Annotated in this window: 10 protein-coding genes; 6 read left to right on the top strand and 4 right to left on the bottom strand. The window is 54.9% G+C overall.

Annotation, left to right across the window (positions count from 1 at the left end; genetic code table 11):
• Positions 1-12: 12 nt before the first annotated feature.
• Complete coding sequence (gene hsdR / locus AC0L3I_RS03155) at positions 13-3,519, bottom strand: type I restriction-modification system endonuclease (RefSeq protein WP_473525945.1); 3,507 nt, start codon at positions 3,517-3,519, stop codon at positions 13-15.
• 636 nt (positions 3,520-4,155) lie between these two features.
• Between hsdR and AC0L3I_RS03150 the strand changes: the two genes are divergently transcribed.
• Positions 4,156-5,964: a caspase family protein gene (locus AC0L3I_RS03150; protein WP_473525944.1), complete on the top strand. Its 1,809-nt coding sequence runs from the start codon at positions 4,156-4,158 to the stop codon at positions 5,962-5,964.
• A gap of 5 nt (positions 5,965-5,969) precedes the next feature.
• Complete coding sequence (locus AC0L3I_RS03145; RefSeq protein WP_473525943.1) at positions 5,970-6,917, top strand: lipase family protein; 948 nt, start codon at positions 5,970-5,972, stop codon at positions 6,915-6,917.
• A 142-nt stretch (positions 6,918-7,059) separates the two neighbouring features.
• Here AC0L3I_RS03145 and AC0L3I_RS03140 read toward each other — a convergent pair whose 3' ends face one another.
• Together AC0L3I_RS03140 and AC0L3I_RS03135 are read right to left on the bottom strand one after the other, a co-directional pair.
• Positions 7,060-7,917, bottom strand: coding sequence for a Mu transposase domain-containing protein (locus AC0L3I_RS03140; RefSeq protein WP_473525999.1), 858 nt, complete (start codon positions 7,915-7,917; stop codon positions 7,060-7,062).
• Between the two features lie 7 nt (positions 7,918-7,924).
• Positions 7,925-8,617, bottom strand: coding sequence for an IS21 family transposase (locus AC0L3I_RS03135; protein WP_473525942.1), 693 nt, complete (start codon positions 8,615-8,617; stop codon positions 7,925-7,927).
• A 577-nt stretch (positions 8,618-9,194) separates the two neighbouring features.
• Between AC0L3I_RS03135 and AC0L3I_RS03130 the strand changes: the two genes are divergently transcribed.
• From AC0L3I_RS03130 to AC0L3I_RS03115, 4 genes are all read left to right on the top strand, one after another.
• Entirely contained in the window at positions 9,195-11,228 is a 2,034-nt protein-coding gene (locus AC0L3I_RS03130; protein WP_473525941.1) for a S8 family serine peptidase, read from the top strand.
• Positions 11,229-11,237: 9 nt separating this feature from the next.
• Positions 11,238-12,359: a trypsin-like serine peptidase gene (locus AC0L3I_RS03125; RefSeq protein WP_473525940.1), complete on the top strand. Its 1,122-nt coding sequence runs from the start codon at positions 11,238-11,240 to the stop codon at positions 12,357-12,359.
• A gap of 225 nt (positions 12,360-12,584) precedes the next feature.
• Positions 12,585-13,547, top strand: a complete 963-nt coding sequence (locus AC0L3I_RS03120) for a peptidoglycan-binding protein (RefSeq protein WP_473525998.1) — start codon at positions 12,585-12,587, stop codon at positions 13,545-13,547.
• Positions 13,548-13,597: 50 nt separating this feature from the next.
• On the top strand, positions 13,598-13,786 hold the full coding sequence (locus AC0L3I_RS03115; protein WP_473525997.1) for an N-6 DNA methylase: 189 nt from the start codon (positions 13,598-13,600) through the stop codon (positions 13,784-13,786).
• Between the two features lie 723 nt (positions 13,787-14,509).
• Here AC0L3I_RS03115 and AC0L3I_RS03110 read toward each other — a convergent pair.
• The gene (locus AC0L3I_RS03110; RefSeq protein WP_287114053.1) at positions 14,510-15,190 is read right to left on the bottom strand and encodes a hypothetical protein; all 681 of its coding nucleotides are present in this window, start codon (positions 15,188-15,190) and stop codon (positions 14,510-14,512) included.
• Positions 15,191-15,472 lie beyond the last annotated feature (282 nt).

The following is a 15,472-nucleotide window of genomic DNA, read 5'->3' as shown; positions in this document are numbered from 1 at the left end:
TCAACAACCGCTTCATGCAGCCGGTGTCGACCAAATGGCCTCATTGATTTCGTGGAGCGCCGATTCAAGCTCGTCGCCGAACTCTCTTTGAATCTGAACGAAGCCGCCCTGTCCAGCAAATGCTCCTTCATTAAGCGTATCGATATCAGCGACCGGCGTTTCCTTCAGCGCCCGGCCAATACGCTTCAGCCAACGCTTCTGAGACGCGTTCCAAGGCCGCGAACCTTCGATCCTGCGCAGGGCATTTTCCACGCGTGTTTCGTAGGGGACTAGAGGGTCGCCGAGCGCAGCTTGTCGTACGTAGCCAATGATATGCGCGGCGATGTCAGAATTGCGTGCACGGCCGTAGGCAGTGCGGAGACTTGTTTCAGAGTATCCGTTGTCATCCAAAAGCGAAGCTAACTCGCGCAATTCCTTGCGCGTCAGGTCGCGCGGCTTCTGGGTCACGGCGACAATTGCCGGGACTGTGTTCATATTCTGCCTGATGAACCGCTCGAACCCGTCGATGTAATCTTCCGGCGTGGCATTGTTCCCAAAATAATCGTCTACGCTAATCAGTTCATCGCCATGCTCGGAAATCATGATCCCGCGGGGTCGGCCGGAGCTTGCAGGCTTCGTATCCAGAACTTGCGAGATGCTGGGATGCGCTGCAAACCATCCCCTCATTTCCTCCGGAGTCATTTGGTTGAGCCTGTTGGCAAGATCAGTGGCTGGAATCTTGGCAACGGATTGGACCAGCGCGGCTTGATCTTCATCGAGATGGCGGGTTTTTGCCCTAACAATGACGATGATCTGGTCAGCAATCCATCTTCGGTCGTCTGGTGAAGAAGCGGTGCGCAAATCTTCAACGAGTTCGCTTAGGGGAACTTTCGGCTGGGTCACGATCGGCCGCATGTCCGACAGCTCCTGGAGATGCGCGTAAAGATCGACCGCATCGAAAATCCGGAAATGCTCTTTGCCGATATCGCGGCACAAGCGGGTCGCGCGGCCGATCATCTGGTCATAGAGAATGCGACTGTTCACGCGCCTGAGAAAAACCAGATTGCAGATTTTGGGGATGTCGACCCCAGTGGTCAGCAGATCAACGGTGACCACATATTTGGGGAGCGTGTCGTTGCGGAACCGGAGAATCTTGTCTTGAGTATTGTCAACCGAGCCGGTGATTTTCATCACCATGTCATTCGGTATCGCCCCGTGCTCGGCTTGCAACGCCTCCTTGAGGAGTCGCACCACAGTGTCCGCATGGTCATCCCGGGCCGCGAAGATCAGTGTCTTACCCGGATGGTCGATATCGATTTCCGAGGCTAGTGCCTCGCAAACAACGCGGTTGAATGACTCCGAGTAAACTCGTTTGTTGAATTGCTCGACCTCGAACTCGACCATGTCTGGCAAGGCAAACAGGTCGATCTGTCCGCTTTTCGGATCAATGATCTCCACCTCTTCGCCGCCTTCGAACCGTATGCCTGCCTCAGAAAGAGCTGTTGTTATCCGTTTGGGCGGAAGGTGGTCGACTAACCAGCCGTCAATCACCGCTCGTCGATAGGAATACCTGAAAATCGGGCGACCAAAGATTTCCGTTGTATGGATTGCCGGCGTGGCGGTGAGCCCGATCTTAAACGCGTCGAAGAACTCGAGAACCTGTCGGTATTTCGAGAGATAGTCGGTAATGTTTCGAAAGCTGCTTGCGGTCTCGATCAACTCGGCGTCAAGCGTGTAGCCTCGGTGCGCCTCATCAACGATGATGCAATCATACATGCCAGGGGTTGGCCGCTTTTCTGGATCATCCTCATTCAGAATTCGCGCGACCAAGGACTGCACGGTTGCAACGTGCACTTGATCCTCTTTGTCGGGCAGCCGCTTTTGTAACCCGGCGACCTTGTAAATTTGCGAGAAATTGAGGAATCCTTCGATTTCAGTGGTGTTCAAAGCATCGGTTGTCTGTTCGCCCAGAGCCGTCCGGTCCACCAAGAACAGTATGCGTCGGAACCGTTTCTGTTTGAGCAGACGGTACATCAGGCCGATGCATGTACGCGTCTTGCCAGTCCCGGTAGCCATGGCGATGAGGATCTGCTGTTGGCCATTTTGTATCGCTTCTTCGACAGCGCTTATTGCGGCTTGTTGATACGGACGCAGCGCCGCAAAGCCGATTGTGTCTTCGGCCAACTCGTATGCTGTCGGCTGATGATTTTGCTCCAGCTTCGAGACTAAATCCTGTGGAGAAAACCACTGAGGAAGCGCAATCGAATGGTTGGTCTCCCGACGCGCGTCCCAAAACCATATCCCGGACTTGTTCGCGAATTGCCGGATGTATGGCCTGCCGTTGGTCGCCAACACAAAGGGAACTTGAAACGCCTTTTCCAGGCCGTGCTGCCATGGCGACTCTGAGTCTACGCAATCTCGATCTAAAACGACATCCTGAGCATAACGCTTCGCCTGTTCGAGAACGGCTGGCACATCCAAAGCGATGCGCTTTGCTTCAACAACAGCTACGCATCTGAGACCGACGAATAGGGCATAATCGACAGGCCCCGAGCTCGTCGGCCATTCGGCAATCGCTCTATTTTTTCCTGGCGCAGGTCGTGAGCCCGCAGCATGTCGGACCAGTCGGCTGTCGACTTCCCAGCCTGCTTCCGACAACTTCACGTCAACTAGCGCTCGGGTAGCGCCCTCATCGAGTTCGATTGCATCACCCGCATCGTGGGCGGCGGTGACGAAGGACAAGGTTGTTTGAGCTGGAGCAGCTTCCGCTTCCTCCTGCAGTTTGCGCAATTGTTTATTGAGAACCGACTGCTGCCTCTCCTGTTCGGTCGCCAGTTCCTGCCATATCCTACTCTCTTCCGTCGCCTGCTTCGCGATCTCAGAGACAGCCTGAAGCGCCTTCTTGTGCTCTTCGCTGTTTTCGGCGTGCTGGCGCGACTCTGCTTCTGCGTTGATCACTGCATCACGCAATCGCTGCAGCTCGACTTCCACTGATTTTTCGTCAATCTTAGGTGACTGTGGTGGTACGAACGGCCCCGGCATAAAGCGTGGATCGCCGCCGAATGTCCGGTGAAACCAAACGGCTAATGCACGTGCCAGCTTTAGGTTTGATAGCGCATCGCTGTGACTGCCAATGAATTCATGGACGGCGCTGTTCCCCTGCTTTCTGATGGCGTGGATGATATCCAGCACCTCTTGCGGGATCACACGATCAGTTCGCAATCGCCGTAGCAGTTCTGAAAACGCTTCTCGCTCACCGAGCGCATAGTTTGCCGTTCGAGCGGCAGTTTCTTTAGTGATCAGCTCCGCGAACTGTCTTGATTTGATCAACGAGGTGTTTGGGTCTTCGGCGAAAAAGCGTTCGGCGAAATACCCGAGCTGTACCAGCTGCTCGTGATAAACTTCCAAGAACTCAAAGTTTGCCGATCGCATGATTGATTGTTGCCATACCACGGACTTCTTAACGTCCGTTCCCTCCGCTCCGGGAAGACTAGCGAAAAGCGGTGATGGTGCAACCAGTGGTGCGAATTCGAGCTGCATTTACCCCTGACGCTCCCCGGCGCCAGATAGCAAAAAGGCCCGGATACCCGGGCCCTTTAAGCTTTTCAAATCTCAAGAAGATTTGGAGCGGGTGAAGCGATTCGAACGCTCGACCCCAACCTTGGCAAGCGAAAAATTACGCCGTCGAAGGAATTCGCCAGAATGACTTACAGTACGCCAAAATCCGCGAGATTGCGCGTTCTGCCGGCTTCGCGGCTATTTGTGATTTTGCACCTTGGCGTATCCCGCGGAACTGGGTCGAACCACTGCGAAATGTGTCACACGTGACCGCGTGGTGACCCGGAAGGTGTCAGTGGCGCAATTGTGTGGGCTGCAGTTGACCCCCGTCCAGACCTTAGCAGCGGGGCGACGCTCCGCCCTGACAACTGCCTTATTCGTCCACCGGGCGGTGCAATGCGCTACAGAACTCCGCCTTCGCCTTTGATACGGTCAGTTTGCCAAGCGGCAATGACAAGCACTGTTTCCGAACATCCCACCTAGCGAGATTGGACTGGGTACCGAGTTATCAAACAAATTCTACTCGGTAGTATTAGTTCCTAAGACAGTCGGCTTATTGTATGATAGAGCTCGCCTGAACGCGTTCGAGCCCATCCTGTAAGCTATGGGATCAAAGCGATGAAGCGACGTGAGTTCATCATTGGCGTGGGAACCGCCTTCCTCCTTGGGGGCAGGAATTCTATAGCAAAGCCAACTAAGACGACGCACGCAGCTGTTGTGATCGGCGTCAACAAGTCAGAAGGGCTTCCTATCTTAAAGGCCGCGGTTAGCGGCGCGGAGCAGGTCGGGAATTGGCTCGCTGACCAGGACTACTCTGTTGTAACCATCACCGATCAAACCGAAATTGTGCGGGCGCAGCTCATAAAAGACGCCGTCGAGAAATTCGTCGAAAAAGGTACTTGCCAACAGCTCGTAGTTTATTTTGCTGGCCATGGTTTTGCAACGGGGCGGACTGAGCTTTGGTTGTTGTCCGAGGCGCCGGGCGATGCGGATCAAGCCATCAATCTCGACGAAAGCGCGTACCAGGCGAGAAGAAACCGCATACCGAATGTCATTTTCATCTCCGACGCGTGCCGTTCCATGCCGTCCAACCCCGGGGAGGCGAACCTCCGAGGAAGCGAAATTTTCCCCAATCCCCGCTCAACCCATAACATGCATATCGAGGTCGATCTGTTCCTAGCCACAGGGCTCTTGCAGCCGGCGTTCGAGGCGAAGACCGCAGCGGAACAATACGAAGGGCTGTTCACCTCGGTGTTCGTCGACACCTTCCGAGACCCGCCTCAGGAGATTGTCGAAGTCATCGACCGCGAGGAAGTTGTCACGAATCGTCAACTAGGCGCATATTTGCGCGGAGCCGTGGCGAGCAGAGCGGCACAGGTCTTCAAGGATCAGGTTCCGGACGACATACTACAATGCGGAATTAAGACGTTTATCGCTCCGGTCATCCGCACCCAAGCCGCGCCAAGTCAGCAAGCTCCCGCAGTTGGACCGGGCGACTTTTCAAAGGAGATCCTTAAGGTAGATCCCCAGAGTGGTCCGATCTTGATGGATCCATCGCCGCTCGACAACCTGCCCGAATCTCTGCAGGAATTTGGCCGAAAGTCGGGCTTCGACAAGACGCGAAGAGCGGTGCTTGCAGTTGAGCCACCGTCGCCTTCACATCCAGCTTTTGGTTGGTCCAACTTTGCCGTCGCCGGTTCGGGAGTGCTGAGGGCCGTCGGAACGCGTGATCTGAGAGTCTCTGTGCTCGGCGGGATGGAAGGCGCTCAGCGCGCGACAGTACAGGTCGATTTTCAATATGGTACACCGGGAACAATCGCCATTCAATTCACTGATGGGTCGGGAACCGTCCTTCCTGCTTTACCGCAATTTAGCGGCGAAATCCTTGTCGAATCGTCTGGCGTCAGCAACGTGAGCTATACGTCCCTCTTCGATGACTTCGATCGTCAACAATTGCGAGAACTAAGAGCCACAGTTGCCGCCGCTGCTTCTATCGGCGCGTTGCGACTTCAATCGCAAGAAGAAGCGGAACGTTTTGGCGATCGTATCCGTGTCGGCAAGGGAATTGATCCAACACTCGGGCTTTATGCAGCTTATGCCTATTGGCAAGCTGCCCTCCCGGACAAGTTGAACTCGGTTGAACAGATTATGGAAGCGAACCTCCATGCACTACTTTTCGACGTGGCTCTCCTTACCGAACAGCTGACCAACTCTCGAATTAGTTCCGTCCGCTCCACGACCCGCGATGGAACTTTGGTAGTGCCCTTCTGCCCGATGCTGACGCAGGGATGGAATTACCTTCGCGCGATGAATATCGACTATCCAAGAGTCGTGTTCGACGCGAGGTCGCATCTACGCCAAAGCCTTTGGACAACGTACGATCCTGAAGGTATGGACATGCTGCTGAATAGCGATATCTGGAGTTGATCGGAATGAATCGTCGCCAGTTTCATTCTCTGCTACTTGCTGGTGCGGTCATCGGTTCAGCGGGCTCGTCCTTCGGGCAAACAAGACCGAAACTTCTGCTCGTCCACGGTCGTGGGCAAGCAGGGTTCGACGCCGAGAAACTGAAGGCAGACTGGCTTGACGCGCTCTCCAAGGGCGCCCAAGCGGTCGGTGGAAGTCTTCCCGATCTCCTCGACGTATCGTTTCCCTTTTACGGCAAAATTCTCGACAATTTTGTCACTCAAGCCGACCTGCCGCTGACGCCCGACTTAGTGGCTCGTGGCGGCGTAGGCCAGAACGACGAATTCCTGGCCTTTCAAGCCGAGGTGGCAGAGTCGATCCGCGAGCAAGCAGGTGTCACCGACGAGGAGATCATTAAAGAGTACGGGGACAACCCGAAAGCCCGCGGTCCTCTAAATTGGGAATGGGTCCATGCGATCCTCACGGCGATCGACAAACATGCGAGCGGGCTCTCCAGCGCCGCGATCGAACGCGTCACCCGAGACGTTTTCCTCTACACGACACGACAGTTTGTGAGGGATGCGGTGGATGAGGTAGTTCGAAGCGACCTGACCGGTGATCCGACAATCGTCATAGGGCATTCGCTCGGCTCGGTGGTCGCCTACAACGTTCTCCGCGATCAGTCAGCTTCTCGTCAAATTCCGCTGTTCGTGACCATCGGCAGTCCATTGGGAATCAGGGCTATCAGAAATCAGCTCATGCCGCTGGCCTTTCCGAACAGCGTAAGTGCTTGGTTCAACGCTTTCGATCCCAGAGACGTGGTCGCACTGTTTCCCTTGGACGAAGACAACTTTCCGGTGACGCCTGTTATTTCCAACTTCGGGAACGTCAACAATCACACTTTGAACCGGCACGGCATAGAGGGCTATCTGGACGACACGGAGGTCGCCGGTCACCTTCTTGATGCACTCTAGCGGGCAGTCCGAGTGGTTGGCGTGCCTGTGCTCGTTGAGGCTGACCAGATCGCCATAGCTCGGATGCTCGTCGGTGATGACGGCCGTATCTCTCTCGACATGGTCGCGAACGGATGCCTAGGCAGCGTCGCCCTGCTGGTCCTTACGATGCGCGCTCCAAAACCAATGCCGTGGCGCAACTCTGAGCTTTCATTTGAGGCATTGCTTGCAAGACTAGAGAACCGGAACGGCGCGCCGTTGGGGGTGCCACGAGTCTTGTCACGTTCTTTGCCATCCTATGCCTCCTGGAAGGCGGTGGCCATGCCATGAAGGCCGAGTTCGCGCAGCATGTCGATCGTCGGATGGATAAGCATTGGTGTGTCTCCTCAATGAAAGTAATCAGGGCCACGCAGATTGGCGTGATCGACGATGGCGGTCGGTTCGGTGGAATGCCTTGCGGCCTTGTGATTGGCGATGAGCGAGGCGATGCTCTTGTCAGTTCAGCCCCCGATCTCGACAGCGCGGGCCGACACGGCTTCGGCGCGATCGCGTGTGACATCGCGAAACAGGCGAAGGACACCCAGGCATGTTCGAAAGCTTTGTTCAGGATGTGGGCGGCTGGCGAGGATTGCGACAACCAAGCTTTCCGTCTCGGGCCCGACGGATGCGGCCCAGCGACGGAAACGATCCGGCGTCCACTCGGCATATCGCCGGTGGGAGCTGGGCATATGATCCGGATCAGTCCCATGACGAGGGCCGCCATAGCGGCGCTGATGGACGGCAATGCGCTTCCCGCGGTGAAAGATCTCGATGTGCGTGCCGTTGCTCTCCGATCGACTTGCTGGCGAATGAAGTTGTGCGGTACGGAATAAAAGAAGGTCTTGAACTCAACATGGTAGTCCGTCGAGACGCGGGCCAAACGCCACTCGGCGAATTCGTAGGCTTCGCTCGCAAGGCTTGCGAGCGCAGCCCGCTCGACGCTCTCAATCAGTTGCCGGCGACTGACGCCCAGCCGACGCATGACGTGATCATTGATGCGATCGAGTGCCTGGCGAATGGCGGCATTGGCCTCGGCCAGCGAGAAGAAGGTCTGGTTGCGCAGCCGCCACAGAATGCACGACTGGGCGAAACGCACGTCGTTCTCGACTTTCGATTTGTCCTTCGGCCGTCGCGGCGGTGCCGGAAGAACGCCGACGCCATAATGGGATGCCATCATGCCATAGCTGCGATCGATCTCGGGATCGTAGAAGCTGGCGCGACTGACGCCCGACTTCAGATTGTCGGGGGACGATCAGTCGGGGAACGCCATCAAAGAAACGAAACATCCTGACGTGTGAACCAATCCAATCAGGCAGTGTCTGGGTCCAGGTTGCTTCGGCATATGTGAAGCTGGACGCTCCCAAGACCGCCACAAAGATCTCCGCCTCACGGATCTCGCCGGTGTCTCGATCAACGATCGGGATCTTCTTGCCGGAATAGTCGACGAAGACCTTGTCGCCGGCGGCGTGTTCCTGGCGCATCGTCGGGGAAAGCCGCTGTTCGAAGCTGCGAAAGAGCTCGCAGAACCGGCTGTAGCCATATCCGTCGGGATGACTTCCTCGATACTCCTCCCACAAGATGAGGAGCGTGACGCCCGGCTTCTTGAGCTCGACGGCAAGATTGGCCCAGTTCGGCTCTGTGCGCCGCTCGGAATCCGCGCTGCGGGCATCCTGAACGCCCAAAGTTCGTATCAAGCTGGCCGTAAATGATGCTATCGCGGTAGCTGCGGATGTTCCGTTCTCAAGCGCTACGTTCCGCGTCGGCGGACCTCACTTTCACCGCGCAACCTGGCGCGGGAAGATCAACGAACTCTTTCAAGTAGTTTGAAAACGTTGCGAGAGCGCCGGAAAGATCATGGATCGTTATCCGAGGGACTACTCCCTCCCAAGAGGCACCTCAAGTAGCGAGCTGACCGCCGTCGCCCTCGTCACCGCCGTCACGTGTGACGCGGTGCCGGCAGTGATGCTACCTTACGGGCCAGCCGAGCTATGGGAGGGTCGCGCGCACGCGTAGCCGCGCGCACCGTGAAAACCAGGGGTGTAGCACGGTGTGCTCATTTTGCTGCGCGAATGTACAGCGTACTGAGAACCCTGGAACAGGCTGCGCAAGTTTACGGGTCACAGCGTTCCGTCCGATGATCGTTGAACGTACTGACAAGGGCACACGCCGAAAAAAGCGCTGAAACAAAGCGTGTTGCAATCGGACAACCACAGGCGTAGCTTAACGTAAGTCCTGAGCAAAGGGGGGGGTCGCGTCGCTATGAACGCCTTCCGACGTATAGTTATTGCTTTATTCGTGGTTTATGCAACAGCCGGGCACTGCGAAACCGTTTGGCGGTCCTCCACAGGGAACGGCACTGTAGTCTCGGCGGAGATAGAAGATCTGTATATTAGGTTGTATTCAGCAGGTCAACTCAGGACAGAAAAGTACGTCGACACTCAAGGCTTGCCTATACGAGAGATACTCAAGCAGCAAAAACGCTTTGCTGGCGATTTCTTTCCAATCGGAGTGAACTCCGTCATGTGTAGCCTCAACCGTCATGTCTGTAAAAGGACAAGCGACGATATGCCTGTCTGGTTAAACGAAGCTGGCGATGAGTTGAACATACCTACACTGATTTTCGATGAATTCACGACGTTTAGCACTCGCATAAAGCCAGCTGGAGTGACGCCTGAGCAGCTGATGGAGAAGGATGTCAACTGCTCGCCCTTTGGAAGGAGTTGTGAGGAGGCGATCGAGATATTAAACGGTAACAATCCTGAGGTACTCAAACCCACTGCTGAAGGAGACATAATTATTCCCCAGCAGGGTGTGCAAACGAAGTTAAATACATCGATAGAGATTCTTCCGAAGGGGCCACTTCAAGAGAGTATAAAGGGAATCGGCCAAACCTCTGGATTTTCGCTTCCATCCTTCGAGCAAAGGATTGTTCCAAGTGGCGGCGCAGATTTACAGGGATCATACGGACAAGAGCCCCTATTTAACGACCAGAGTGACCTGTATACGCTGCTAGGCTTTGACTTTGCTGGGCTTAAAGATATCGATCTGGTTGGCCAGCCCTACCGACACCCAGTTCGGATAGAGGTTCTAGATTCCTGGTTTGACAAGGATCACTGCGACTTCGGGAAGATCAACGTTGTTCATACTGGTTCCGCGCCAGGAATAACCCGTGCTCCTGTACAAAACTGCGGTGATAGAGTCTCTTCCGATCAGGTCAATACAATTCTTGACCACGCATCACATGTTGTTGGGGTGATTGCCGCGCAGATAAACACGCTGGCGGGCGGTGGCCTGAATCCATTTGCAGAGATCGTATTCAGGCAAGTTCCGCTTGAAAATTTCTCTGTACCTGAGGTGCGTAACGACGTGGCACTTGCCATGATAAAGGACTTTCTTGCTGACGACACAAGATCTTTTGTCTATAACATAAGCTGGCGTTATCGGAATGAGAACGGAGCAAACGACTTTATTGAAGAAGCAATAAAGGAGTCGCTACAGAGGGTTCTGTTCGTTGTGGCCGCAGGCAATGATAAACAAGCCCTTGATGATGGAAATTGTGGAGTACTGCCCGCGTGCCTTACAGAGCTGCCCAATGTCATTACGGTGATAGGCCTTAATCGTAAGAGTAGCCCAGGTGTTTGGGTGGAGGGGGATGAAGGTTCAAATACTAGTCGTAGGTTTCATATAGGTGCCATCGCTTTAGACGTGCTTAGCACCAGCGCGGGCAATGGATATGCCAGCATGTCCGGTACGTCGCAAGCGGCGCCTCAGGTGGCAGCGGCCGCAGCTTACATCTACTCTGCTTATGCTGAGCTGTTCGGTGACGGGGGCCCATTGCGTCCCATCCGAGTGAAAAATAGGCTGATCTACACGTCTGATTTATTCCCAGGTCTCCTTTCCAAGTCGGTTGGAGGGCGACTCAACTACAAGCGTGCGCTCGATATTGTTGTCGATAGTATGATTTATAAAGAATCTGGTGAGATAAGGACTGCGTCCGGATCATTGGAGAGTATTGGGGATGGGCCCGATAGTCCGGTTAGATGCCGGCGCGCTGATAGTCAGATAGTCGACATATACTTGCGCGATCTGCGCCGCTTGTATTTCGACGAGGCGAGGAATCTCTATGTCGTGTTCAGCGACTCTTCGCCCGGCATAAACGAAAGTCCTATCGCTCGCGTAGCTGACTGTCACCTCATGTCCCAGTCCCGAAAAATAAAATTCGCTCCGGTTAACGGGGGGCCTGATCTTGAGGTTCGCTTGGATCAGGTCCTGGATTTTGTTTCCAAACTGTGAGGATCAATAATGGCAGCCCGTCGATCAGCTTTGAAATGCGCTTGTTTCGCCATAGCGCTGGCGGCCAGCCTGGCCCGCGGGGGCGAAGTGAACGCTGAGCCTATCGAGTTGAAGCCGCAGCCCGAAGGCGCAACGGAAAAGGTGGAGGAGGTCCGTACGCCCACATTTCAGCCTGTTGAGGCGGCCGGTACCATTTATTGGCAGCATGAGTTTGCTAAATGGAAGGATTCAAAGTTTCTCAGGCTTCATTTCTCGACTGTCAAAGTACCCAAAAATTTTGATGGACGCATTGTCATATCAGACCGCAGCGGAAGGATCGTTGACACGTACGCCGGAGATGCTCTCTCCGGCATAAGCGGCGGGTGGAGTAAGGTTATCCCGGGAAGCTATGCACTGGTCGCCCTTGTTGCGAGTACTCCTCCCGTCGGGTTTAGCGCCTCTATTGATCAAGTGGCCTTCTCGACCACGGAGGGCGTCGCCCTTTCAATCATCGGACCATCTGAGCTGCAAGATATAAGTGATTATGCAATCGACCCCGGGATCACCTCATGGTCGCGTGCGGTGGCGAAACTGTCGTTTATTAGGGATGGACGACAGTATACGTGTACGGGCTTCATGTTTGGCGAAGATTTGTTAATGACTAATGACCACTGTGTCAATGACACCGAAACGTGCAGGTCTACTGTCGCAATATTCCATTACCAGCTTGAAAATGGTTTCCTCGACGCTGGTACTCAGTACCGTTGCAGGGAGTTCATTAAAGCGAAGAGTGAGTTTGACTATTCTGTTTTGAGGCTAGAGGGCTCGCCAGGAAACCAATGGGGAATTCTACCGCTTGCGACCTCTGATGTGGCTTCTAACGAGCCAATCGTGATCATTCAGCATCCCGGAGGGCGGCCCAAAATGATATCTAAGGTCAACTGCTCGTCAAAAGACGCGGTGGTCGACGGATTAGCGAGCGAGAGTGACTTCTCCCACGTGTGTGACACTGAGCACGGGTCGTCAGGTTCCCCCGTGCTATCCACGGCAGGCAGGGTTGTAGGACTGCATCATTTCGGTGTTGCCGAGGGGCCATTCTGGGACCAGAACCGAGCAGTCAGGATCTCCAAAATAGTTGAGGATATGAACTAACTGCAACACGATTGAGGAGGATAGATCGTGACCGGGAGAATTCCTGTGTGGGTGTTTGTAGCAGTTATTCAAGTAGTCGCCGTGCTTATGATATCGCGAGTATCGAACGCCGCAGAGGCAGCATGTTCGTGCGCTCAGCCAATTGAGGCTGGATCCTCGCTGGTAACTCTCGATCGGATCGCGAAGTTTTCGCCACGCGCTCGGAGCGACCTTGCATTGGCGATAGTGAAGATGTGGAAGGATCCTCCCCCAGGGGAGCTGATTTCGCCTTTACGTGTCCAACACTTTATGGCTCAGATTGCGACGGAGACAGGCGGGTTTGTGACGATTGAGGAGAACTTAAATTATTCGGCCAAGCGGCTACTGCAAGTGTTTCCAACTCGAGTCACCCCGGATCAGGCACAGCGGTTGCAACACCGTCCTGAATTAATTGCCAATCACGTCTATGGCGGCAGACTGGGGAATAAATTGCCCGGTGATGGTTGGCGCTTTAGGGGATCGGGGTTCATGCAACTGACCGGCCGAAGCAATTTCGAGGCCCGAGGCAAGTTGCTCGGCAAGCCATTGGATAAGCAGCCTGATCTAGTGCGCCAACCCGAAACGGGATTTGATACAGCGGTTGGCTATTGGCTGGCGCGCAAAATAAACACACCTGCCGATAGAAACGACACCGTTACCGTCCGGCGTCTAGTCAACGGCGGGACAAATGGGCTCCCTGAGTCGCGGGTTTGGCTTGCTCGGGCAAAGAGAGTCTTCGTTGTCGGCGCAGGCCCTGCGGAGGCGCTTGAAGCAGCCGAGGAACCTTCACGCGAAGAGATGGCAGCTGTCGAGGAAGTGCTATCGTCTAAAGGTTTGCTGGCCGAACAGGGTCCGGGAGAGGCAAACTCCGATGACGTAAGTGGAGGTCTGCGGAACCTGCAAATGGAAAGTGGTCTGGCGGCCTCTGGTGACTACAACATCGCTACGCTATACGCTCTCGTGGAGCCCGTACCAGCCAACCCATTCACCGACGAAGAGATCGCAAAAGTAAAAGGGAAGCTGCAGCAACTCAAGATACTGAGCCCGGCAGAAGCGGCCAATCCTGACGAACTTCAGGAAGGTATCAGAACCTTCCAGTTTCAAGAAGGTCTTGAAGTAACAGGGATCCTAGACGATCCAACAGTGGCCATTCTTCTGTCAAACAACTAGTCTAGTTTTTCGAGCGAGTTGAGGTAGCGATTTAAGCTGAGAACTACGGGATAGCACCAAAGTCAGCAGCAGACTTCGCATTTCTCTTGCACGGTTTCCATTACCTAAAGCAGGACGGGGAAATGGCCATCATCCTGCCGCATGGCGTGTTGTTCCGCGGTAGCGCGGAAGCGCGCATACGCCCCAAGCTGCTCAAGGAGGGCCGCATTGACACCGTGATCGGCCTGCCGCTGACCTGAGACCCTATTCTCCTCCAGCTTGAGGGAGAGTCCAGGGTTTCAAGTTTGGCCTCAGGCGGCCTGTTTTCCAGCGTGGATTTCATTGTGAACGATCTTGCTGTACTTCAGGCGCCTTATTGCCGTTCGCGGTTGAAATCACGCACGAATGTAAGCGGTGTTCTCACGAATAGAGGCTGTGGCGGGATATCGGCGGGTCCGGGTAGTCACCTAACAGGTGGACTGCGCTACCTGCTTGCGGGTCGGGGTCGATCGATGTCAGATACCACGAGAAGTCACTGACCGCCCAGAAGCCGGAAATCTACTGGGATGTCTTCTGGCCATTTTGTTGTGCTCGAGAGCGGCCTCCAAGCTGCTGATGCGCCGCTGCGCGGCAATTTCGGCACTCGCTCGCGCATGGACCAACCAACTCGCCGCTGCGGAGATGTTTTCGCGGGCCTGTGCGGAGGCGGCGAGCTTTTCATACACATGAATCAGGCGGTCATGCGCGCTTGCGAGTTGTTTTGCCCCCGCTATGCGCCTGATTGCTAGGGGCCAGTATAGTATTCAGAATTCTGAGGATCGTTCGTCCACTTCTTTATCTCGTCAAAAATGCCTTATCGGTTTGGACATCTGACTGCCCGAACGCCCGCGAAGTGGCCAACATAGCGGAACCACCAAATACTAAACTCCGACTGAATTGCATCGTGACCTCCATGTCGCTCGTCGCCTATTCGTGTCTGCCGATCAAACCTTGGTCAGCACAAGGCCGTAGAAAAGTCCTTTTCCGGTGGCGGTCAGGCCGGAATCGCTCTGGATTGAGCCACCGAACGCGGCCGTAAGCGAACTAACGACCAAGCCCTTTACCTCCGCCGAGGCTCCTTTGTTGAGTTCGACGGAGTATGTCACATCTGCCCTGATTGCCTGCTGGGTCTGGTAGGCCAGTGAGTTTTTCGAGTAATCCTGAACTATCTTCTGGCATACCGGGCCCAGCTGCGACCTGATGGATTCCAAGTCGTCAAGCGCCAATTGCTCAACCGTGACGTTGGTCAATTTCACCGTAACCGAGCGGATGTAGTTAAGCTTGGCCCCGAGCCCAAGCTGGGCCAGTGCTGTGGCATCGAGCTGGAAAGCGCCTTTGAGCGCCCCCGTGGCCTCTGACGAGGCCGCTTGATCAACAATGGCAGTCGGCGTGTGGGCGAAGTCCGGCCTGCACAGATAGGTGAGTTTCAGTGGCGGCTTGAGGCCGTTCCCTTTGACCGACGTGACCAGGGAGCCTGGTCCGTAGGCAGTAGAGGGCAGCGCCAGCGAGTCATATCCCAGTGAGCTGATCGTATCGTTAAGATTTGCCGCAGATTCTGGTTTTGACGTGCTCGTGCAAGATATCAGCAGCAAGGTGCACTGAAGCAGTGCAGCGACCTTCCTCATCTCAATACCCCCTTACGGCCCGCTAACGGGTCGTCACCTATTGCCAACGGTGAAGTATACGAGAATTTCAAAATCGAGATGCGATCTTCATCACAATCTGCGCGTCCAGGAGTGAGGGTGTCAACAGTCTTACACCTTGCTGCGCAGATTCATTTTAGTCGTTCACCGTCCTAAACCGCTGCGGAACTGCCAAGACCTTTGTCTGGAGAAAGTCACCTGGCAAGCAGTAGCTATCGCTCCCCTAGTCATCGTCTTTCTCGAAGCCGCCTCTAAACCGATTTT

It is taken from the genome of Mesorhizobium sp. WSM4840, from assembly GCF_055811755.1.
Note: the sequence above shows the minus strand (reverse complement) of the source record. Positions and strands in the feature narration are given on the sequence as shown.

Excerpts from the sequence above, each read along its gene's own strand:
- hsdR (WP_473525945.1), bottom strand. The coding sequence starts at position 3,519 with ATGCAGCTCGAATTCGCACCACTGGTTGCACCATCACCGCTTTTCGCT.
- AC0L3I_RS03150 (WP_473525944.1), top strand. The coding sequence starts at position 4,156 with ATGAAGCGACGTGAGTTCATCATTGGCGTGGGAACCGCCTTCCTCCTT.
- AC0L3I_RS03145 (WP_473525943.1), top strand. The coding sequence starts at position 5,970 with ATGAATCGTCGCCAGTTTCATTCTCTGCTACTTGCTGGTGCGGTCATC.
- AC0L3I_RS03140 (WP_473525999.1), bottom strand. The coding sequence starts at position 7,917 with ATGCGTCGGCTGGGCGTCAGTCGCCGGCAACTGATTGAGAGCGTCGAG.
- AC0L3I_RS03130 (WP_473525941.1), top strand. The coding sequence starts at position 9,195 with ATGAACGCCTTCCGACGTATAGTTATTGCTTTATTCGTGGTTTATGCA.
- AC0L3I_RS03125 (WP_473525940.1), top strand. The coding sequence starts at position 11,238 with ATGGCAGCCCGTCGATCAGCTTTGAAATGCGCTTGTTTCGCCATAGCG.
- AC0L3I_RS03110 (WP_287114053.1), bottom strand. The coding sequence starts at position 15,190 with ATGAGGAAGGTCGCTGCACTGCTTCAGTGCACCTTGCTGCTGATATCT.